This window comes from Rhizobium sp. UGM030330-04, from assembly GCF_003208455.1.
Classification (GTDB): Bacteria; Pseudomonadota; Alphaproteobacteria; order Rhizobiales; family Rhizobiaceae; genus Agrobacterium; species Agrobacterium rhizogenes_A.
On sequence record NZ_QKML01000003.1, the window covers coordinates 301470 to 323279 of the forward strand.

The 21810-nt window shown below is 58.9% G+C and carries 20 protein-coding genes; 11 read left to right on the forward strand and 9 right to left on the reverse strand.

Translation table 11 applies throughout. The features are described 5' to 3' along the window. Window positions 1-31: 31 nt before the first annotated feature. On the reverse strand, window positions 32-1957 hold the full coding sequence (locus N434_RS06575; RefSeq protein WP_110756752.1) for an autotransporter assembly complex protein TamA: 1926 nt from the start codon (window positions 1955-1957) through the stop codon (window positions 32-34). Window positions 1958-2132: 175 nt separating this feature from the next. Further along, window positions 2133-2384: a YMGG-like glycine zipper-containing protein gene (locus N434_RS06580; protein ID WP_003492347.1), complete on the reverse strand. Its 252-nt coding sequence runs from the start codon at window positions 2382-2384 to the stop codon at window positions 2133-2135. 371 nt (window positions 2385-2755) lie between these two features. Here N434_RS06580 and hemA point away from each other — a divergent pair, with 371 nt between their 5' ends. Then, a complete protein-coding gene (gene hemA / locus N434_RS06585) occupies window positions 2756-3973 on the forward strand; it encodes a 5-aminolevulinate synthase (RefSeq protein ID WP_065114252.1) in 1218 nt (405 codons plus the stop codon). A gap of 35 nt (window positions 3974-4008) precedes the next feature. Here the strand turns inward: hemA and dxr are convergent, their stop codons facing one another. Beyond that, the gene (gene dxr, locus N434_RS06590) at window positions 4009-5202 is read right to left on the reverse strand and encodes a 1-deoxy-D-xylulose-5-phosphate reductoisomerase (RefSeq protein ID WP_110756754.1); all 1194 of its coding nucleotides are present in this window, start codon (window positions 5200-5202) and stop codon (window positions 4009-4011) included. Window positions 5203-5389: 187 nt separating this feature from the next. Between dxr and N434_RS06595 the strand changes: the two genes are divergently transcribed. Together N434_RS06595 and N434_RS06600 are read left to right on the forward strand one after the other, a co-directional pair. Beyond that, on the forward strand, window positions 5390-6091 hold the full coding sequence (locus N434_RS06595) for a phosphatase PAP2 family protein (RefSeq protein WP_181423895.1): 702 nt from the start codon (window positions 5390-5392) through the stop codon (window positions 6089-6091). A 32-nt stretch (window positions 6092-6123) separates the two neighbouring features. Continuing rightward, complete coding sequence (locus N434_RS06600; RefSeq protein WP_110756758.1) at window positions 6124-7377, forward strand: FAD-dependent oxidoreductase; 1254 nt, start codon at window positions 6124-6126, stop codon at window positions 7375-7377. Between the two features lie 6 nt (window positions 7378-7383). Here N434_RS06600 and N434_RS06605 read toward each other — a convergent pair whose 3' ends face one another. Genes N434_RS06605 through N434_RS25735 form a run of 5 tightly spaced genes read right to left on the reverse strand, consistent with a single transcriptional unit; the run spans window position 7384 to window position 11679 of the window. After that, window positions 7384-8310, reverse strand: a complete 927-nt coding sequence (locus N434_RS06605; RefSeq protein ID WP_110756760.1) for an ROK family protein — start codon at window positions 8308-8310, stop codon at window positions 7384-7386. A gap of 3 nt (window positions 8311-8313) precedes the next feature. Next, window positions 8314-9480, reverse strand: coding sequence for an N-acetylglucosamine-6-phosphate deacetylase (gene nagA, locus N434_RS06610; RefSeq protein ID WP_110756762.1), 1167 nt, complete (start codon window positions 9478-9480; stop codon window positions 8314-8316). Continuing rightward, window positions 9477-10499, reverse strand: a complete 1023-nt coding sequence (locus tag N434_RS06615; RefSeq protein ID WP_110756873.1) for an SIS domain-containing protein — start codon at window positions 10497-10499, stop codon at window positions 9477-9479. The genes nagA and N434_RS06615 overlap by 4 nt, the downstream gene beginning before the upstream one ends. A 26-nt stretch (window positions 10500-10525) precedes the next feature. Next, on the reverse strand, window positions 10526-11281 hold the full coding sequence (locus N434_RS06620; RefSeq protein WP_065114245.1) for a GntR family transcriptional regulator: 756 nt from the start codon (window positions 11279-11281) through the stop codon (window positions 10526-10528). Further along, window positions 11278-11679 carry a hypothetical protein gene (locus N434_RS25735; RefSeq protein WP_181423896.1) on the reverse strand — a complete coding sequence of 134 codons (402 nt, stop codon included), beginning with the start codon at window positions 11677-11679 and terminating at the stop codon, window positions 11278-11280. The genes N434_RS06620 and N434_RS25735 overlap by 4 nt, the downstream gene beginning before the upstream one ends. A gap of 41 nt (window positions 11680-11720) precedes the next feature. Between N434_RS25735 and N434_RS06630 the strand changes: the two genes are divergently transcribed. The 5 genes from N434_RS06630 (at window position 11721) to N434_RS06650 (ending at window position 17225) form a co-directional block, all read left to right on the forward strand. Beyond that, on the forward strand, window positions 11721-12902 hold the full coding sequence (locus N434_RS06630) for a Gfo/Idh/MocA family protein (RefSeq protein ID WP_110756765.1): 1182 nt from the start codon (window positions 11721-11723) through the stop codon (window positions 12900-12902). A 12-nt stretch (window positions 12903-12914) separates the two neighbouring features. Further along, complete coding sequence (locus N434_RS06635; RefSeq protein ID WP_110756767.1) at window positions 12915-13799, forward strand: carbohydrate ABC transporter permease; 885 nt, start codon at window positions 12915-12917, stop codon at window positions 13797-13799. Further along, on the forward strand, window positions 13796-14653 hold the full coding sequence (locus N434_RS06640; protein WP_065114241.1) for a carbohydrate ABC transporter permease: 858 nt from the start codon (window positions 13796-13798) through the stop codon (window positions 14651-14653). Before N434_RS06635 ends, N434_RS06640 begins: the two co-directional genes overlap by 4 nt. Before the next feature lie 38 nt (window positions 14654-14691). After that, window positions 14692-15924, forward strand: coding sequence for an ABC transporter substrate-binding protein (locus N434_RS06645; RefSeq protein WP_065114240.1), 1233 nt, complete (start codon window positions 14692-14694; stop codon window positions 15922-15924). Between the two features lie 188 nt (window positions 15925-16112). Then, the gene (locus N434_RS06650; RefSeq protein ID WP_110756769.1) at window positions 16113-17225 is read left to right on the forward strand and encodes an ABC transporter ATP-binding protein; all 1113 of its coding nucleotides are present in this window, start codon (window positions 16113-16115) and stop codon (window positions 17223-17225) included. 152 nt (window positions 17226-17377) lie between these two features. Here the strand turns inward: N434_RS06650 and N434_RS06655 are convergent, their stop codons facing one another. Then, entirely contained in the window at window positions 17378-17863 is a 486-nt protein-coding gene (locus N434_RS06655) for a hypothetical protein (protein ID WP_110756771.1), read from the reverse strand. A 243-nt stretch (window positions 17864-18106) separates the two neighbouring features. On the opposite strand from N434_RS06655, the gene N434_RS06660 reads away from it, so the two are divergent. The 3 genes from N434_RS06660 to N434_RS06670 all read left to right on the forward strand — a co-directional run bounded on the left by N434_RS06660 (window position 18107) and on the right by N434_RS06670 (window position 21800). After that, window positions 18107-18970 (forward strand): MurR/RpiR family transcriptional regulator, encoded by an 864-nt coding sequence (locus N434_RS06660; protein WP_110756773.1) that lies wholly within the window; start codon window positions 18107-18109, stop codon window positions 18968-18970. 83 nt (window positions 18971-19053) lie between these two features. Continuing rightward, a complete protein-coding gene (locus tag N434_RS06665; protein ID WP_110756775.1) occupies window positions 19054-19836 on the forward strand; it encodes an SDR family oxidoreductase in 783 nt (260 codons plus the stop codon). Window positions 19837-19880: 44 nt separating this feature from the next. Further along, window positions 19881-21800 carry a beta-N-acetylhexosaminidase gene (locus tag N434_RS06670; RefSeq protein ID WP_110756776.1) on the forward strand — a complete coding sequence of 640 codons (1920 nt, stop codon included), beginning with the start codon at window positions 19881-19883 and terminating at the stop codon, window positions 21798-21800. Window positions 21801-21810 lie beyond the last annotated feature (10 nt).

The window sequence follows — 21810 nt, forward strand, 5'->3', positions numbered from 1 at the left end:
ACTCTGTTGCAAGGGTGTTCGATGGCGGCGTTTAAAAAGACTGGCCGATGCCAGCATAAATGCCGAAACTGTTACCGCCATCATATTTTTTAAGCGGCGTGGCGACATCGAGACGCAGAGGCCCGAAGGGCGTCGCGTAACGCAGGCCGATACCGGCACCCGCCCGGATATCGGAAAAATCAGGGGTCACATCCTCCGAAACCACACCGGCATCGATGAAAGGCACGATGCCGATCGTATCGGTGACCTTGATGCGCGCTTCGATGGAACCCACGACATAGGAGCGGCCGCCGGTCGCATCGCCTGCTGCATTATAGGGCGATATTTCCTGATAGCTGTAGCCGCGCACCGAACCGCCGCCGCCAGCATAAAAGCGCCGGGTGGTGGGTATGTCCTGCAGGTCGCTGCCGCCGACCAGTACGCCGCCGGAGAGCTTTCCGGCCATGATCAGCCGGTCTTCGGCACCAAGCCCCTTGTAGCCGGTAATCGAGCCCTCGAAAGAAGAAAAGAACGTGCCGTTCAGTGCCTCATAGCTCGGCTTGGCAGCCACCGACGCGCGAAAACCTTCGGTGGGGTTCAGCTTGTCGTCACGTGTGTCGCGAACAAATTCCAGCGGTATCGAGGTGGTCAGGTATTCGTTCTTGCCGAAGGCGTCTTCGGTGTCGGCCCATTGTACCTCGAGGCCGGCTGCGGCGGTGTCGGTGTCGTTCAGCTCATAGGCGAAACCGGCCGTGCCCGTCAGCGTCTTGGCTTCATAGGTGTCGGGGTGTTCGGTCTTGGCGATCAGGCTCGTCTTGAATGTGGTGCGCGGATTGAACATGCCGGGCTTGGTGAAGGTGATGCCGGCCGAATAGTCCATGCCTTCCACGCTTGACGCTTCGGCGATGCGTGAGACCGATCCTTCGATACGCAGCGATTCCGCCTTTCCAAACAGGTTCCGGTGACCCCAGTAACCCTGGAGGCCGATGCCTTCGGTGGTGGAATATTGGGCGCCGACGCCGAAATAGCGATGCTTGCCTTCGGACACTTCGATGGTCAGCGGAATGGAGCCGTCACGCGCCAGCGTCCCCGCTTCCTTGATTGTCAGGCTGGAGAAGACGCCCAGCTGGCGTAGCCGGTCCGCGGCCTTGCGCAGTTTTTCCGGTGAATAGGGTTCGCCGCCATTGAGGCGCGAATAACGGCGGATGAAGTCGCCATCGACGGTTTTTTCGCCGGTGACGGTGACCTCGCCCAGCGGCGCAACAGGCCCACCTTCGGCCGCCATTGTGATGTCGACCGTATTCGTCGCGTGATTTGCGACCGCTTCGCGCTTCGTCAGCTTTGCGAGTGGCCGGCCTTCCGCCTTCAGGTCGTCGATCAGCTTGTTGCCGGCGCGGATGATCGCCAGAGACCCGGCATCGCCGCCGGTGACGAGGCCGTATTCTTCAAGGTTGCGGCCCGTCACATCGCCTTCAAGGCGAACGCTGCCGAGCGTGAACTTCGGACCTGGCGTTACCGTTATGACGACCGGTACGGGTGCGCTGTGATCGAAGACCGGATTGGGCGGCAGAGCATCCACGTCCCTGCCGGCGACGGTGACCTTGACGATACCGCCATACCGGGCGTTTTCATAAAGTGCCGCGATCAGCCTGTCGCGGTCGTCCCTGGCCTTTATGAGAAGACCAAGGTCGCCGGAGGCGGGCTTGTCCTTGTCGGCGAGAAGAAGCGAGCTGTTTTCGAGGCTGCCTTTCAGCGCCTTGTCGGCTTCACCCGCGTCGAGCGTGACGGCGTATTTGACGGGGTTGATAACCTCCACCTCCGGTTCTTCCGAACCCCAGAGGCGCATACCGAACAGTTTGAAGGCAAAGGCGTCACGGGTAAACGCTGGATACAGGGCGAACGTGAAAGCAACCGCAAGTGCGGTGCCAGCCTTCCGATACGCAATACCTGTCTTCGGGTTAGTTCGTGTTCTTCGCATATGCTGCTTTATGGTTGAGCATTTATTGTCGCTCTAACCCGTTTCCTGTCCGTTAACATTGCAATTTAATCATAAATAAACGGCTTTGAGGACCCTTCGACTGGCGTTTTGCCGCCCTAAACGCAAAAAGCCCCGGATGACCGGGGCTTCTGTGCAACGGTATTTCGCGCAGCGATTAGCGGCAACGTGCCGTGTAACGCTGACCGTACTGGTCGCGATAATAGCAATAGCCCGGCTCGGAAGCGTTGCCGATCAGAGCGCCGCCTACACCGCCGATTGCCGCACCAACAGCCGCGCCACGAACGTTACCCGTGATAGCGCCGCCGAGGACCGCACCGGAAACGGCACCGATCGAAGCACCCTTTTCGGTCTGCGTGCAGCTTGCGAGCGACAGGCCGACCAGCGCAAATATGATTGCCTTCTTCATGAAACTCTCTCCAACGTTACAATGAGCTCTTCGGCTCGGTAGGCGTCCCATATTTATCTGCGGCGACTGCTACCTCCGACCGCCACAGATAACTAACAATTCGATGCCGTTAAGGGAAGCCTCATGTTTCGGGGATTCCTCCGCGCGTAAATCGATTGCGTGCCAGACAACGGGACTAGGCGAAAAAGGTTCCAAAATTCGTGGTTTTTTGATGTGAATCAATTTTGTACTTTTCATCGGCGGCTATAAACGGTTTATTGGAATGGTTCAAAACAACGGCGAATTGACGCAGACGCGGTTAAAGTGGCCCGAAAGGGTTGACGGTCCGGGTGTCGGAGCGGAAAACGGTCTGGTCAATTCTGGAGCATGGCATGGACTTCGAGGCATTTTTCACGACGGAACTGCAAAGCCTGCATTCTGAGGGACGTTATCGCGTTTTTGCGGATATCGAACGCCAGCAGGGTAATTTTCCCCGCGCGACACGCTATAACGCCAATGGCGAGCGCAGGGACGTCACGGTCTGGTGCTCCAACGACTATCTCGGCATGGGCCAGAATCCGAAAGTCATCGAAGCCATGAAAGCCGCCATTGATCACTGTGGCGCGGGTGCGGGAGGCACCCGGAATATTTCTGGCACCAACCACTACCACGTCCTGCTTGAACAGGAACTCGCCGACCTGCATGGCAAGGAAGCGGCGCTGATCTTCACCTCGGGTTATGTGTCCAACTGGGCGACCCTCGGTACGCTTGGCCAGAAAATTCCGGGCCTCATCATCTTCTCCGATGCGCTCAACCACGCATCGATGATCGAGGGTATCCGTTACGGCCGTTGCGAACGGGTGATCTGGAAACACAATGATCTTGAAGATCTCGAGGCAAAGCTCAAGGCTGCCGATCCGAACGCGCCGAAGCTCATCGCCTTTGAATCCGTCTATTCGATGGATGGCGATATCGCGCCGATCAAGGAAATCTGCGATCTGGCCGACCGTTATGGCGCCATGACCTATCTCGATGAGGTTCACGCCGTTGGCATGTATGGTCCGCGCGGTGGCGGCATTGCCGAGCGCGAAGGTCTGATGGATCGCCTGACGATCATCGAGGGAACGCTTGGCAAGGCCTTCGGCGTCATGGGCGGCTATATTACCGGTTCTACGGCGGTCTGCGATTTCATCCGCTCTTTCGCCTCCGGCTTCATCTTCACGACGGCCCTGCCGCCGTCGCTCGCCGCCGGTGCCATTGCCTCGATCCAGCATCTGAAGGCAAGCCCGTTCGAGCGCGCCCGCCATCAGGACCGGGTGCGCAAGCTGCGTGGCCTTCTCGACGCGCGCGGCATTCCGCATATGGACAATCCAAGCCACATCGTGCCTGTCATGGTGGGCGATGCCGCCAAGTGCAAGTGGATTTCGGATATCCTGCTCGACAATCACGGTGTCTATGTGCAGCCGATCAATTACCCGACCGTGCCGCGCAAGACAGAGCGCCTGCGCATTACCCCGACGCCGCTGCATACCGATGCCGATATCGAGCAGCTGGTCGGTGCGCTGCATCAGCTCTGGTCGCATTGCGCACTGGCGCGCGCGGTGGCGTAAGGCCTTAATTCAAATAAAAGCAGATCGGGCCGCGTTTACGCGGCCTTTTCTTTGGTGGAGATCAATTCACGGGCGTGGTGGCGGGCTTCTTCGTCGGCCGCGAAGACATCTTCAATCGTGGTGGCGGAGCGGCCGTCATGCAGGCGGTCCATGACCGTTTCGACGATTTCGGCCATGTCGAGGAAGCCGATACCACCTGCGACGAAGGCGTGAAAGGCGGTTTCCTCGGCTGCGTTCAGGGCGGCACCCTGCAAACCGCCACGCTCCAGCGCCATGCGGGCGAGCCGCAGCGCGGGGAAGCGGGCCTCATCCGGCGCCTCGAAATCGAGCCGTGCCAGTTTCGCGAAATCCAGTCGTTCCACGTTGAGATTGCCGCGCCGGGGATAGGTGAGGGCATAGGAAATGGCGGTGCGCATATCGGGCGAGCCGAGCTGGGCGATATAGGAACCGTCGCTGTAACCGACCATCGAGTGCACGATCGATTGCGGATGGACGATCACCTCCACTTGATCGGGTCTGAGATCGAAGAGGTATTTCGCCTCGATCATTTCCAGCCCCTTGTTGAACATGGAGGCGCTGCCGATGGAGACCTTCAGCCCCATCGACCAGTTGGGATGGGCGCGGGCAATATCGGCCGTGACATTGGCCATCTCGTCGCGCGACCAGGTGCGGAATGGCCCGCCGGAGGCCGTCAGCACGATACGCTCCACCGCCTGTTTGTGATCGCCGGTCAGGCACTGGAAGATCGCGCTATGTTCGCTGTCGACGGGGATCAGCCTGCCGCCGCCCTGTTTGACCGTGCGCAGAAAAACATCGCCCGCCGAGACCAGACACTCCTTGTTGGCAAGGGCGATATCCGCGCCGCGCCTGGCGGCTGTCAGCGTCGGGTCAAGGCCTGGCGTTCCGGCAATCGCTGCCATCACCCAGCCGGCGTCCATCGAAGCGGCTTCTTCAAGGCCGGATTTGCCGGCCGCGACTTTTATGCCGGTGCCGGTAAGGGCGGATTTCAATTCTTCATATTTGTCATCTTCGGCGGTAACCGCAAGCTTCGCACCGAACTCGCGCGCCTTTTCCGCCAGAAGCGCGATATTTCCCGCACCGGTCAGGGCCATGATCTCGAACTGATCACGGCCGCCCAGCTGACGCACGACATCCAGCGTATTGGTGCCGATTGAACCGGTGGAACCCAATATCGTCAGTTTGCGTGGCATTTCACTGGTATTCGTCATCTTCGGTCCGTTGGTATCGTGCGGTTTGCACCTTTTAGAGCATGGCATTCTTGCGAAACCGCTGCACTTTTTCGGGCTACATGCATTAGCCTCTACTCGCGAAAACCAGCCATAACAAGGACAAACGCCGGGCTATTGTTTTTGCGGATGGCAAAGCCATATGCAAGAAAACGATGAGAGGACCTTGATGCGACGATTTCTAGTTTCCAGCGGGTGGATTTTTGCGGCAAGCCTTGTGCTGGTGCTGGTCTTTATTCCTTTTGATCCGCGTCTTTCCGAAGGTGCGCAGGCTCTGCCGGGCGGTGTTGTCTCCTTCAACCGTGCCATCACCGATTTCGGAACCTTCAGCTGGATGCTTTATTCAACCGGTGCCCTGGCCATTCTCGCCTATGTCGCCGCGCGCGTCTTGCAGGCCCAGACCTATGCCGGGCGGTTGAGAACGGCGTGGCGGCTTCTTGCCTATTTCTTTCTGACGATCGGCACGGCGAGCATTCTCGTCCATACGCTGAAATTCCTGATCGGGCGGGCGCGACCGGAGCTTTTTCTGGAAATGGGCGCGTATAGTCTCACGCCGTTTACCGGTGACAATCTCTATGAAAGCTTCCCTTCGGGGCATTCGACGGCCGCCGGTGCCTTTTTCGGTGTTCTGGCCATGCTGGTGCCGCGCTTCCGCTGGGCGTTTTTTTTGCTCGCCCTCGTCATCGGCGTTTCGCGTGTCATCGTTGGCGCGCATTATCCAAGTGATGTCGCCGCCGGGCTGCTGCTCGGCATGTGGACGGCCATGGCCTTCGCTTTTATCTTTGCCCGGTCCGAAATGCTGTTTCGGTTCGATGCCTATGGCTGGCCGCAGCCAAAAAATGCAAATCTTCCGGTGACGGATCCACGATAGAATGTTGAACGGGGCGGAAACGGAGAGATGTGATGGAAGAAGCGAAAGTCGCGCCGGAAAATGACGGTAAGGCGGTTCAGCACATCCGCACCTCCGTTGCCGTTGCCGGTGGTGGGCCGGCGGGTGTGATGCTTGGCCTGCTGCTTGCCCGCAGCGGTATCGATGTGACGGTGGTCGAGAAACACGGGGATTTCCTGCGCGATTTTCGCGGTGATACCATCCACCCCTCCACGCTTGAATTGATGGAGCAGCTGGGTTTCATCGACGAGTTCCTCAGCCTGCCGCATACGCGCGCGCCGCGGCTGAGCGCGGTTATCGGCGGCGAGCGTATCACGATCGCGGATTTTTCCCGGCTGCCGGTCCGTCATCGTTTCATCGCCTTCATGCCGCAATGGGATTTTCTCAATTTCATCGTCGGCAAGACCGGGCAATATGAGAACTTCCGGCTGCTGATGAATGCGCCGGTCACCGGCCTTATCGAGCGCGACGGGCGTGTCGGCGGTCTCATCGTCAATACAGCGGATGGGGTGATCGAGATTGCCGCCGATCTGGTGGTGGGTGCGGATGGCCGTACTTCCATCGTCCGGGAGGCGGCGGGGCTGGAAATCCAGCGGTTCGGTGTTCCGACCGAGGTGCTGTGGATGCGGCTTTCAAAACAGCCGGGCGATTCGACCGAAACCATGGGTCATGTCGGCTCGCGACAGGGTTTCGTGATGATCAACCGGGGCGATTACTGGCAATGCGGTTATGTGGTGCGCAAGGGCTTTTTCGCGGACATAAAGCTGCAGGGACTTGAGGCGTTCAGGGACAGGGTGGCGGAAATCTGCCCTTTCCCGCGCGAGAGGCTTGACGAACTTACCAGCTGGGACGACGTGCATCTCCTGACCGTTCGCATCGACCGGCTGAAGCGCTGGTGGAAACCCGGCCTGATCTGCATTGGGGACGCGGCCCATGCCATGTCGCCGGTTGGCGGTGTCGGCGTCAACCTGGCCGTTCAGGATGCCGTTGCTGCGGCCAATGTGTTGGTGCCGGTATTTTTATCCGGCCGGCCCGTTGGTGATGATGATCTCGCCGCAATCGAGAAGCGACGATCCTTCCCGACCAAGGCCACGCAATTTCTGCAGCGAATGATGCGCATCGGCCGCAAGAAGGGGCAGGTGGAGGAGGCGGAAAAGCCGAAAGGTCCGCCGGCGCTTGTGCTGGCGCTCATGCGATTTCCGCTTCTTGCCCATTTGACCGGGCGGCTGGTCGGGCTGGGCTTTCGCCGGGAAAAAATCGAGACGTAAGGCCGCTCAGGCAGGGACGGCGATTTCCTTCTCGTATTTCAGTCCGATGACGGCGGAACCGATCAGCCCCGGCTCGATCCGGCAAATGGCAGGCACGACCAGCGGGCGGTTGAAACGCCGGAGAACGCGGCTTCTGACCGCTTCGTCCAGAGCGGCCAGAAGCTCTCTTGAATTCGAAAGCCCGCCGCCAACAGGCACGATGGTTGCCCCGGTGACGTTGATCACCATCGCGAGTGGCGAGGCGAGAATATCAACGAGAATATCGATGGTTCTTGCGGCTTGTGCATCGCCCGCCTGCCAGGCGGAGATGATGTCCTCGCTGGTCATCTCCCGCTGGTGAAGATGCAGATGCAGCTTTTCCATGCCACGGGCGCTGCCGATGGCATCAACGCAACCGGTGAGGCCGCAGCCGCATTCAAAACGCGGCAGCGCTACCGGCGGATTGCCGGCCAGGGTTGCGGCCACCGGCCCGTGGCCCCATTCGCCGGCGAAGCCGCCATCGCTGTTGATGAGCCTGCCATCGATGACCAGCCCGCCGCCGACACCCGTCCCCAGGATGACGCCGAAGACGACGCGATGGCCCTGTCCGGAGCCGATTTCCGATTCGGCTATCACGAAACAATCGGCATCGTTTGAAACGATGACGGGAAGGTTGAGCGCCTTTTCCAACTCGTCTTTTAGCACCCTGCCATGGATGCTCTGAATATTGGCAACGGTGGCCTTGCCGGTTTCGGGATCGATGACGCCGGCAATCGACAGCGACACGCAGGCGGGTGTGCCGCCGCTATTGTCGATGACGGATTTGAGGCCGGCCGCGAAGTCCTCGAAACTGGTTTTCGGTGTCGGTATGCGCGGCACGGGGCGAATATCATCCGGGGCATAAGCAATGGCCCCCTTGATGGTCGTTCCGCCAATATCGAAACAAACGATCATTGTTCAGGCTCCGGAACGGGCGGCATCGTGGATTTTTTCTCCGCCGATCCATGTGGAATGCATTTTAAGATCAGGTGTCAGCACGACGAAATCCGCATCGGAACCGGGCAGGAGTTTCCCCTTGGCCGTAGCACCGATGGCTTCTGCTGGATAAGCGGAGGCCATTCTCAAGGCCTCCTCCAGCGGCGTGTTCATTTTCTCATGCATGAAGCGGATGCAGGACAGCATGTCGATATCAGCCCCCGCGAGCGTGCCATCGGCAAGCGTCAGGCGTCCGCCATTGCGATAGACGCGCCGGCCGTTCAGTTCGAAGCCGTCATCATCCGTGCCGATGGTGGACATGGCATCGGTGACGAGGAAGATGCGGGCCGGGCCGTTCTTGGCGCGCAGCGCAATGCCGATCGCGGCTGGATCGACATGGAAACCATCGGCGATCAGCCCGCAATCCAGTTTTCCGTTCGAAAGTGCGGCTCCCACCAGCCCCGGTTCACGATGGCCAAGCGGGCTCATGGCGTTGAAGAGATGGGTCACCATGGAAGCGCCGGCATCAGCATAGGCCATCGCCACGTCGAGGCCTGTGTCGGTGTGGCCAAGGCTGACGACGATGCCGGCTTTTCGGAGCGCTGTAACCTGCTCCCTGGTCACGTTTTCAGGGGCAATGGTGGTCAGCACGAAGGCAAGTTCCGCCTTGCAACGGGTCAGAACCTCAAGATCGGCTGCTTCCATCTTTCGGATCAGCGCCGGATCATGGGTGCCCTTGCGTGCGACCGAAAGATGCGGACCCTCGAAATGCAGGCCGAGGAAACCCGGCATATTTGCTTTGCCGGCGGCGATACCCGCCTGTGCTGCTTTGGAGGTCACATCCGGCCGGTCGGTGATGAGCGTGACCATCAGCGCCGTGGTGCCGAATTTTGCGTGGGCGGCGCAGATCCGGGCGATGCCATCCACATCCGGCTGGTTGTTGAACATGACCCCGCCGCCGCCATTGACCTGAAGGTCTATGAAGCCCGGCGCGATCAGCAACCCGTTCGCGTCAATCACTTCGGCTTCGGCGGGCACCTTGTCTGAGATGTCGGTGACATGTCCGTCACTGGTCAGCAGTACCTTGCCATCATGCCATACGGCGCCATCGAAAATGCGGGCGCCGACAAATGCCTTTATGCCGCTCATTGGGTTTCCGTTACCTTCTTCAATGCCGCCGGCGCATCCGGGTTGAAGCCGCGCGCGCGCGACAATTGCTCGATGAAGCCGTAAAACGGCGCGATCAGCAACAGGGCATCGGTCAGCGGGTGGTTGGTCTCGACGAAGGGCAGGGGCTTGGCCGGGCTGCCTTTTGCAGATGTGACGAAAACATTTGCGCCTTTGTGGGCAAGACCCGCGGCAATGTCCGTCACGGAAGCCTCCGCGCGGTCGCGTGCGGCAAAGGCGATGACGGGGAACTTCGGCGCGACCAGCGAGACCGGGCCATGCATGACTTCCGCCGAGGAGTAGGCTTCCGCATGCAGTTCGCAGGTTTCCTTGCATTTCAGCGCGGCTTCTGCGGCAATGGCAAGGGCGGGGCCACGGCCCAGCATATAAAGCGATTCTTCGCCTTTCACCGCCTCGGCAATCTGGCTCCAGTCGAGGGCAACGGCTCTTGCGAAATTCTGCGGCAGGGCGCTGACGGCCTTGGCGAGCAGGTTGTCTTCCGTCCATTCGGCAAGGATTGCGAGGCCAGCAACGATGGAGTTGACGAAGGATTTGGTGGCGGCGACCGCTTTTTCCGGTCCTGCCTGGATGTCGATGGCCTGATTGGCTGCATTGCCAAGCGGAGAGGGCAGGGTGTTGACGAGAGAGACGGTGAATGCACCGCCCTTGCGGGCACTTTCCGCCAGCGCAACGATATCAGGGCTTTTGCCGGACTGAGACACGGCGAAGGCCGCCGCCCGTTCCAGCCGCAGTTTCGTCTGGTAGATGGAGGCGAGCGAGGGCCCGAGCGACGCCACCGGCAGCCCGGTCTGCAATTCGATCGCATATTTCAGGAAATGTGCGGCGTGGTCGGAGGAACCCCGCGCAATTGTGACGATAACAGCTGGATCGCGGGCCTTCAGCTGGCTGCCGGCTTCCTGAAAATCATTTTTCGCATTGTCCAGCAGACGGGCGACGGCATCGGGAATCTCGTTGATTTCCTGGCGCATCAGGGTTGTCATCGTTTTGTGTCCTTGGTCGGTGTGTTTCACTCGGAGGTCATCGTCAGTTCGGCGACGAGGTCATAGGCGTCGCTGCGGTAGAGGGCGCGCGATATTTCCATGAGGCGCCCGCTTTCCAGATAGGCCATGCGCTGCACGGATAGTGCGGCGGAGCCTGGCGGAACGCCGAGCAGCAGCGTTTCCTCATCCGTCAGATTGCGGGCGGAGATGCGTTGAATGGCGCGAACGGGGCGGATGCCGTTTTTTTCAAGCTCGAGATAAAGCGAGTTTTCGACCAGCTGCGGGTCGGGCAGAAGATCGCCGGGCAGGCTCGTCACTTCGAGCGCAATCGGCTGATCATTGGCAAGGCGCAGGCGGGTAAGCCGCGCCACCATGGCCGATTGTGAAAGGCCGAGCGTCATCATCTCGTCGCCGGTCGGGTAAAACAATCCCCGGTCCAGCCAGCGGGTGCTTGCCGTCATTCCCCGCCGGCGCATGTCTTCCGTAAACGAGGTGAGCTTGGTCAGCGGCTGCTGCATGCGGGTGATGGGCTTGACGACGAAGGTGCCGGAGCCGTGCCTGCGAACCAGAAGACCATCACGCACGAGATCATCCACCGCCTTGCGCACCGTGACGCGGCTGACGCAGGCGCTTTCTGCAATATCACGCTCCGGCGGCAGGGCGTCACCGTGCTTCAGGCGGCCGCCATTGATGGCGTCTTCAATCGTCTGACGCAGTTTCAGGTAAAGCGGGCCGCCGCCTCCCGATTGCAGGTCGTCCAGATTAAGCACTGCCCCGTTCATCCATAACCTCTGTCACAATCGATCTGGCCATGTCTGGCTATATCATACGGGCCGCAATCGGCAATACCAAAATAGAACCATTGCCAAATTTGTACGATTAATCGGTGTTTTATTCGGTCGTTTGCCGAATAATCAGGCTTCATGCTTGATATTTTCGCATTAGCCAAAAAAATTTTCCAGTTGTGGATATTGCTATAGACGATTGGCATTTTTTTGGTATTGTTTTTGTATCGGTGGCGATCGGCGCTCTGTTGGGCATCCGCGTTGCCGGAAAAAATCGGCTTCCGATTCTCAGTCGGGCGCATGAAATCGAATTTAGCTTGACCGTCTTGAAAATTAATTTCATCGTGACGGGAAATTATCGCAGATAACTGAATGGCCGGCGTAGAAATGGTCACTTCTGCGAAAATGAATTACGAATGAACAGGGAACAAAGTTCATGAAGGTGGGAATTATCGGACTCGGATTCCGTCTCGGTTATCTGGGCTACGTTTTTCATGAAATCGACAAGGATTTCGAGATCGTCGGTTATGTCGATCCCGCTCCGGCCGGTCTGCCGGGCCTGCAGGAAAAGGGCATTTCGGTCGGCAAGGCGTATGACAGTCCCGAGGCGCTGATCGCCAACGAAAAATTCGATCTTCTGATGATCGGCTCACCGAACCATATGCATCTGGAACATATCCGCATCGGGCTTGAGGCCGGTTGCACCATCTTCAGCGAAAAACCGATCGTCGTCAGCATCGAGGAGAGCCTTGAGCTTGCCCGGTTGCTCAACAAGCATGGCCACGAGCGGCTGCTGGTCGGCCTTGTCCTGCGTTATTCGCCGCTTTACCGCGATCTGCGCGCCGCGCAGGCCGAAGGCAAGCTCGGCGATGTCGTTTCCATCGAGGCCTCGGAACATATTCCGCCCTATCACGGCGCGTTCTTCATGCGCGACTGGCGGCGTTACGAGCATTATTCCGGCTCCTTCATGCTGGAAAAATGCTGCCACGATCTCGATCTTTATAATGGTGTCGTCGGTGCAAGGCCGCGGTTCGTATCGAGCTTTGGCGGGCGCAAGAGCTTCACGCCTGCCAATGCCCCGCAAAATGACGGTATCAACGACATGGAGGTCTACCATCGCAAGCCGAGCGGCTGGATGGGTTCCGAAAAGGTCTTCGACAGCGACGGCGACATCATCGATTACCAGACGGCGATCGTTGAATATGAAAATGGCGCGTCGCTTGCCTTCCATACCAATCTCAACGTTCCCGACGATTTCCGCCGTTTCTGCGTGATCGGCGCCAAGGGCATGGCGGAGGGCGACTTCGTGCGCGGCTTCCTCAACGTGCACAATGCCCGGACCAACGAGAAGACCGTGGCAAAGACCTATTCGGCGGCAACCACGCTTTCGCAGCATTATGGTGCCGACGAACAGATGGCCGAGGACGTCGTCGCCCATATCGTCAAGGGTGCCCCCCTGCCGGTTTCCGCGCTCGATGCGATCGAGGCCGGTATTCTGGCGCTCGCCATGGACGAGGCGCGTCACGGCCGCAAGGTGGTCGACCTCCAGCCTGTGTGGGATGAATATGACCTGGCGCTCCATGGGCGGCCGAAATCCTCCGCCGCGAAGTCGGCTTGAGGGGGCTGCGCTATGGATGCAAAACGCAGCGCAGTCGTCTTCGCCTGGTTTCTTCTTCTGCCGGCGCTTCTATATATCGCTCTAATCGTCGCCTATCCGCTCGTGGATACGTTCATCCTGTCGTTCACCGATGCGTCGCTTAAAAAAGTGACGAATTGGGTCGGCTTCATCAATTACGAGAAGATCTTCAACGCGACGTTTGCCGATGTCATCACGCGGACCTTTATCTGGACGTTCTTTTCCGTCTCGATAAAGATGATCATCGGCACATTTGGTGCAGTGCTTCTGAATTCGGCGGTACCTGGCCGGGCACTGTTTCGTATCCTGACAATGCCGCCATGGATCGTGCCGATGGCTATCGGCATCTTCATGTGGGGCTGGATGTATAACGGCCAGTTCGGCATGATTTCCGGCGTGCTGCAGAATCTCGGTCTGGTAAACGGCCCGGTCGCGTTCCTTGCCTATGGCAATACGGCCTTCTGGGCAACGATCATCACCGATGTGTGGATCGGCGTGCCGATGGTGACGCTCTATCTGCTGGCCGCCATCCAGTCCATTCCGCAGGACCTTTACGAAGCGGCGTGGACGGACGGGGCAAGCCGCGCCTATCGCTTCCGCCGGATCACGCTGCCGCTGATGTTGCCCGCCATGATCACCATGTCGGTCCTGTCACTGATTTCGACCTTCAATTCCTTCGATATCATCTGGATTCTCACGCGTGGCGGTCCGAACGGCGAAACCACAACCATGATCATCGATACCTACAAGACGGCGATCGGAGCTTACAAATATGGTGAAGGTGCCGCGCGCGCCGTGCTGATCTGCATCTTCCTGTCGATCTTCACCTTCTTTTATTTCCGCATCACCAGCCGTTTCTCGCAGGAGGCCAGCCGATGACCGACAAAAATGCGATGATCAACCGCTACAGGTGGTATGAAGTTGTCGGGATCTATTGCGGCGTCGCTGTGTTCCTCACCTTCGTGCTGGCACCCTTCGTGGAAGGGTTTCTGGTTTCGCTGAAACCGCTCAGCCTGCTGTTTTCGTCCCCTTACAAGTTTTGGCCCGAGAATGGCTCCTTCGAGGCCTACCGGACGATGTGGGTCAGCGTGCCGGGTTTTGCGCTTTATATTTTCAACTCCTTTTTCATCGCGGGGAGCATTACGCTCATCGTTCTGGTACTCGTGATACCCGCTTCATACGCGTTTGCCCGCTTTAACTTCAAAGGCGCGGGTCTGCTGCTGGGAATATTCCTTGCCGTGAAGATGTTTTCGGGCGCCGTGCTCCTTATTCCATTGTTTCGCCTCATGCGCTCCATTGGTGTATTGAATACCTACTTCGCGATGATCATTCCCGGAGTCGCTTTCATAATTCCGACGGGTATCCTGCTTCTCGTGACCTATATGCGCCGCATACCCCGAGAGTTGGAGGAGGCGGCTTATGTCGATGGCGCAAGCAGGCTCTACACCCTGCGTCGGGTTGTCTTGCCCATAGCAACGCCCGGCATAGCGGTCGTCGCAATCTCATCGTTTATCGAGGCCTATGCGCAGCAATTCATCTACGCGCTGACGTTCAATTCCAAGACCGAATATATGCCGCTGCCAGTGGGTCTGTTTGCCTATTTCGGCCGGCAGGAGGTCGTCTGGAACGAACTTATGGCAGCGAGCTTCGTCGGTATCGCCCCAGCGATGATCGCGATTTTCCTGATGCAACGATATCTCGTCGGCGGGCTAACCGCAGGCGCGGTGAAATAACCAACAACCGGAACGACTACCAAAAACGGGAGACTACTATGGCACTGAAACATTACGGATTGGCGCTTTGCGCTTTCGCACTTGCCGGTTCCACCGCCCTTGGCACGGTGACGGCGCATGCCGCTGACAAGGAGATCAGCTGGATCTATTGCGGCGATAAGATGGATCCCATCCATGAAAAATACATCAAGGAATGGGAAGGCAAGAACGAGGGCTGGAAGGTCGTGCCCGAAGTCGTCGGCTGGGAGCAGTGCCAGGACAAGGCCACCACGCTTGCCGCCGCCGGCACCCCGGTCGCCATGGCCTATGTCGGCTCGCGCACGCTGAAGCAGTTCGCGCAGAACGATCTCATCGTTCCGGTGCCGATGACGGAAGATGAAAAGAAGAGCTACTACCCTAACATCGTCGACACGGTCACCTTCGAGGATACGCAGTGGGGCGTGCCGGTCGCGTTCTCGACCAAGGCGCTCTACTGGAACAAGGACCTGTTCAAGCAGGCCGGTCTCGACCCGGAAGTGCCGCCGAAGACCTGGGCTGAAGAAATCGCCTTCGCCAAGCAGATCAAGGAAAAGACCGGCATTGCCGGCTATGGCTTGCCCGCCAAGACTTTCGACAACACCATGCACCAGTTCATGCACTGGGTTTATACCAATAACGGCAAGGTCATCGATGGCGACAAGATCACCGTCGACAGCCCGCAGGTTGTTGCAGCGCTCACGGCTTACAAGGACATCACGCCTTATTCCGTCGAAGGTCCCACGGCCTACGAGCAGAACGAAATCCGCGCCATCTTCCTTGATGGCAAGGTTGGCATGATCCAGGCCGGATCGGGTGCCGCAACCCGCCTGCAGGAAACCAAGATCAACTGGGGCATCGCCACGCTGCCGCTCGGCCCCGAAGCCAAGGGTCCCGGCACGCTGCTCATCACCGACAGCCTTGCGATCTTCAAGGGAACCGGTGTCGAAGAAAAGGCGACCGAATTCGCCAAGTTCATCACCTCACCCGGTCCGCAGGGCGAGTACGAGTTGCAGGGCGGCGCTGGTCTCACCCCGCTGCGTCCGTCGGCCAAGGTTGATGAATTCGTCGCCAAGGACCCCTTCTGGAAGCCGCTGATCGACGGTATCGCCTATGGTGGTCCCGAGCCGCTCTTCACCGACTACAAGGGCTTCCAGGACGTGATGATCGAGATGGTGCAGTCTGTCGTCACCGGCAAGGCAACACCGGAAGATGCCGCGAAGAAGGCTTCCTCCGCTCTCGAGCAGTATAAATAATCCGCATCGGCATGGTTGCGGGCGCGTGTCGTCCGCAACCGGCTATTTCGCCGCGAGAATGATCGCCGCCTTCATGGACGCGTCCTCTCGTGTTTTTTCAACGGTTCCGATCCGACACGGTTTTCCCCCGTGTTTCGGAACGTCTCTGAACGCAGCCTGATGTCGGCTGGTGACGGGAGAGGCAAGTTTTGGGTCAGCTTTATCTCAACAACGTCCGCAAGAACTATGGACATTTCGAAGTCATCAAGGGCGTTCAGCTCGACATCAGGGATGGCGAGTTCGTCGTTTTTGTCGGCCCTTCGGGATGCGGCAAATCCACATTGCTGCGCATGATCGCCGGCCTTGAGGATATTACCGCGGGCGACGTCGTCATTAACGGCGTGAAGGTCAATGAATTGCCGCCGGTCAAACGCGGCATCGCCATGGTCTTCCAGTCCTATGCGCTCTATCCGCATATGACTGTTTTCGAAAACATCGCTTTTCCGCTGCGCGTCGAAAAGATGGAAGAGAGCAAGATCAAGGAAAAGGTCGAGGGGGTTGCCAAGATCCTGCAACTCGACCAGCGCCTGCAGCAGCGTCCCGGCATGTTGTCCGGCGGTCAGCGCCAGCGCGTCGCGATCGGCCGCGCCATCGTTCGCGAGCCGAAGATATTCCTGTTCGACGAGCCGCTGTCCAACCTCGATGCGGCACTTCGCGCCGACATGCGCATCGAACTTACCAATCTTCACCGGACGCTGCAGGCGACGATGATCTATGTCACCCACGATCAGGTGGAAGCCATGACCATGGCTGACCGCATCGTGGTGCTGAACGCCGGCGAAATCGCCCAGGTCGGTGCGCCGCTCGAGCTTTATCACAAACCGGCAAACCTGTTCGTGGCCGGTTTCATCGGCAATCCGAAAATGAATTTCCTGAAGGTCACCTGCGAGTCCGTCAGCGCCGAGGGCGTGACTGTGGAATATGAGGGCCAGACGGTAACGGTACCGGTGGAGCCTCGCGCCGGCCTTGAAGGCAGGCAACTGACGCTTGGCATTCGCCCGGAACATACCGGTCTGGAAACGGCTGACCTGAACGTGAAGGTTGCGCCCAGCGTCATCGAGCGGCTGGGGGTGAACACGATCGCTTATGGCGTCGCCCCTACGGGCGAGAACTATTGCGCGTTGCTTTCCGGTTCCGCGCCTGTCGTCGTTGATGAACCGATCGTCACCGGCATCAAGGCGGCGGATTGCCATCTTTTCGATGAAAGCGGCATTGCGCTCGAACGGCGTGTCGACCTTTCCGTCCTCAAGCTGATCCAATAAAGGGCAGGAGCCGGGCCATGACATCCGTTTTTCCGTGCCCGGCTTTTTCTGATGCGATGCGTTTTCGACGGTTTTCATCCGTCTCCGCCAGACGCAAAAACAACGCCGGGCTTTCGGCCCGGCGTTCGCAACGTTCCCGTATGTCTGCTCTGTCAGGGCATGGGATTGGGCATGTAACCGGTGAAACCGCTGATCTTCCAGCGTCCTTCGTGCAGCCGGCAATAATAGAGCGTCTGCCATTTCATGACGTCGAAGCTGCCGTCAGCCTTGCGAAGTCCTCCGTCGAACTTCTTGCGAACCAGCGCGGTCTCGCCTTCCACTTCGATCTCTTCGAGCGTTGTGGTCGTGAAGATCGCATTGCGCGGATCTTCGGCGAATTGCTGGGTCTGAAAATCCTTCGCCTGTCTCAGCCACTCGTCGCGATAGGCGGTGAGCGAAGGGAAGGACAGACGCCAATTGTCCGGGTTCGCATCCCGATTGGCATTGATGCCGAGAAAACCGTCCTCGACGAAATCATCCGCGACCTTGGACCAGTCCGCGGTGAGGAAAGCGTCGATGTCCCGCGTCACCAGCATCTCCCAGATGGAATGACGGGCAATGTCTGTTTCGGGAAAGGGGTTTTTGAAGGGGTCGCGCATGATTTGTGTCCGTTGTTGAAATTATTTTCAGGATTTGGAGATTTCTCTGGCGAATATTGTTGGCATATGCTCATCTCGCAATCAACAGAGAAAATAATTTTCAAATCAAGGATATGCAGCGTGTCGTCATCGGGATGGAAGGCGGTCGATTCATGGGTGTGTACGGTTGACGGGCGTCCTGGATTAGGGTGCATCGGTAACGGGGCCAAGGCTTGAGTTTTGGCGGAACGGAGACCGGTGAGCATGGATATTTTCGCAAGAATACAGGAAGACAGGGGACAGTTCTCGCAATCGGAACGGCGGATCGCCGATATTCTGGTTTCGGACTTCGAATTCGCCGTTAATGCCTCGATCATCGAGCTTGCCGCGCGCGCCGAGGTTTCCCCGCCGACAGTCACGCGGTTCTGCCGCAGGCTTGGTTGCCAGAGTTTTTCGGATTTCAAGGTCAGCCTCGCCAAGACCGCTTATGTCGGTATTCGTTACCTGACTTCGGAACCATCGAGCACGGGACCGTCGGATGTTGCCGAAGAGGTGCTTGCCAAGGCGCAGGAAGCGCTTTTCCTGCTGCACAGGACGCTCGATCCCGCCCTTGCCGAAAAGGCGGCGATCAAGATCGCCAATGGCGGCATGATCTACGCCTTCGGTGCCGGCGGCAATTCCTCGATGATCGCCTCGGAAATCCAGAACCGGCTGTTCCGCCTTGGCCTGCGTGTCTCCACCAGCGCCGATCACAGCATGCAGCTGATGATGACGGCCGCTGCGCGCAAGGAAGACGTGATTATCGGTTCGTCCTTTTCCGGCCGCAACATGGAGCTGGTGAAGTGTTTCAGGCTGGCGCGGGAGATGGGGGTGACCACCATCGCGCTGACCCAGAGTGACACGCCGCTTGCCGTGGCTGCGGATATCGTCGTTGCCGTCAATGTGCCCGAGGGAAACAACATCTTCCGCCCGACCTCATCGCGTTACGCCTATCTGGCGGCCGTCGATATTCTGGCGACGCTTGCCGCCTATCACCATCGGCAGAGGTCGATGGTGACATTGCGCCACATCAAGCAGCAGCTCGTGGAGCATCGCGATTCGGATGACAAGCAATTGCTCGGTGACTGAGTGCGGACGATGAAAAACACGGGCCGTTTTGCCTGAGACCCCGCCCCGCGGTGGATTGGAAAGCTTCAAGGGAGTTGTAGGAGATGCAGGACAGGAAAGACCAGCTCGCCATCGTGACCGGTGCGGCAGGTGATATTGGGCGGGCGATTGCGGCAGCACTTTCTGAAAGCCATGCGAAGGTGGTGCTCGTCGATATCGATGCCGACGCCTTGTCCAATGCGCTTTCCCAGCTTTCCGGTCCCGGCTTCGTTGCGAAGACCTGCGATGTCACCGATCCGCAGGACCTTGCGCGGCTGGCCGCCGAGGTTTCGGAACTGGGCGATGTCGCGACCCTCGTTAACAATGCGGGTGCAGCAAGGGCCGTCAGCCTGCATGACACGACCGCCGACATATGGCGCAGGGATAATGCCCTTAATCTGGAAGCGCCGTTTCTCTGCTTCAGGGCTTTCGAGGATGCGCTGAAGCGGACGCGGGGGTCTGTGGTCAATATCACCTCCGTTAACGGTATGGCGGTGTTCGGCCATCCGGCCTATAGCGCGGCCAAGGCCGGGCTGATCCATCTGACGAAGCTGATCGCCGTCGAATACGGAAAATTCGGCATTCGCGCTAACGCCGTGGCGCCCGGAACCGTGCGCACGCAGGCATGGGAAGCACGGGCGGCCAGCAATCCGCAGGTCTTCGAGGAGGCGAAGCACTGGTATCCGCTGCAACGGATCGTGCGGCCCGAAGATGTGGCCAGCGCCGTCGCATTTCTGGCCGGTCCGCAGGCACAGGCCATCAGCGGCGTGTGCCTGCCGGTCGATTGCGGGCTGACGGCGGGGCAGGCGCCGCTGGCCCGGACTTTTTCGCAATCCGAACACTACTGATCGAAGCCCTCTCAGGGGCTCAATACGCAATGGAGGGGAGCATCATGGCGCTCGCAAATTATCGTCTCGAAAATTCATGGCATCCGCTAGCAGAGTCCGCATCCGGCGGCTTTACGTTCACGCTCGTCAATCTTTCGCGTGAGCCGCTGAAGGATTTTCGCATCGTCTATACGTCGCTGACGCGGACGGTGGACAAGCCGGTTTGCGGCAATGCCGTTTATCTGCGCCGCAATGCCAATTTCCATGAATTTGCGCCGCCAGCCGGTTTCGTGCTCGAAGCGGGGAAATCCTGGCGCTTTACCGTTGATGGCCTCCTGAGGCCCGCGCGGCATCGCACCGACGGGGCGAAATCCGCCTATGTCAGCCTTGCCGATGGCACACATCGCGCCGTTGATGTCGGCGATTTGATGCTGGATGGGCATCACAGCGAGCCGGCTCCGGTGCTGCTCCCGGAAGGAAAGCTCGACCTGCCTTTCGCCATCCAGCCATGGCCTGCTGAAATCAATGCCGAACCGGGTGAGGGCTTTCCTGTCGCGCTTTTCCCGACGGAAGACGCAAGCACGGAAGAGGTTCTTGCAGTGGAAACCGTGCTTTCCCTGTTCCGCAGGCTTTTTGCCGTGGGACACGTGCCCTTCAGCCTTGCGCCGGTTCATGAGGGAAAGCCGCTTCATTTCAAACAGCATAGCGGGCTGGAAGCCGAAGGTTATCGTCTCACCTTTTCCGGAGAAGCGGTTGTTGTGGAATATTCGGCCGCTGCCGGTCTGCAATATGGCCTGACGGTTCTGGCGCAACTGCTGCATGGCGCACGCGTCGATCCCAAATTCCGGTTTCCGGCGTCCGGCAGCATCAGCGATGCGCCGCGTTACAGCTGGCGCGGCTGCCATCTGGATGTCTCGCGGCAATTTTATCCGACCGGCGATGTCGTGCGGCTCATCGATATTCTCGCATGGCTGCGCATGAACCGGTTCCATTGGCACCTGACGGATGACGAGGCATGGCGTCTGGAAATCAAGGCCTATCCGCTGCTGACCACCGTGGGTGCGACCCGTGGTCCGGATGCACCGCTTCTGCCGCAGCTTGGCAACGGGGCCGAACCGGTTTCGGGCTATTACACCCAGGACGACGTGCGCAGGGTCGTTGCCCATGCGGCCGCGTTGAATGTCGAAATCGTGCCGGAAGTCGATATTCCCGGCCACAGCACGGCGGCTCTTGTCGCCTATCCGGAATTGACGGATGGGCAGGAAGCGCCCGACAGCTATCGCTCGGTGCAGGGATATCCGAACAATGCGCTCAATCCGGCCATCGAGCCGACCTATGAGTTCCTTGGCAAGATATTCGACGAGATGGTGGAGCTGTTCCCGTCGCGGCTGATCCATATTGGTGGCGATGAGGTTGCGGATGGTTCATGGCTGGCCTCGCCGCTTGCGAAGGCGCTGATGGAAAAGGAGGGGCTGGATGGCACCTTCGGCATCCAGTCCTATTTCATGAAGCGCATTCAGGGGATGCTGCATGAGCGTGGCCGCCAGCTTGCCGGCTGGGACGAGGTTTCCCACGGCGGCGGTGTCGATCCGGCTGGAACATTGCTGATGGCATGGCAGAAGCCGGAAGTCGGTCTTGAGCTTGCAAAACAGGGTTATGATGTGGTGATGACGCCGGGTCAGGCCTATTATCTCGACATGGTGCAGGATGAAGCCTGGCAGGAGCCGGGTGCAAGCTGGGCCGGCACAGTTCCGCCTTCGCATACCTATGCCTATGAGGCCGTCGGCGAATTTCCCGAGGAATTAAAGGAGCGGATGAAGGGCGTTCAGGCCTGCATCTGGTCCGAACATTTCCTCAACCGCGCCTATTTCAACCATCTGGTTTTCCCGAGGCTGCCGGCCATTGCCGAGGCGGCATGGACGCCGAAGGCGCAGAAGGACTGGCTGCGGTTCTCCGCCATCGTTCCCTTGAGCCCGGTTTATTAAGGGGGAAGGC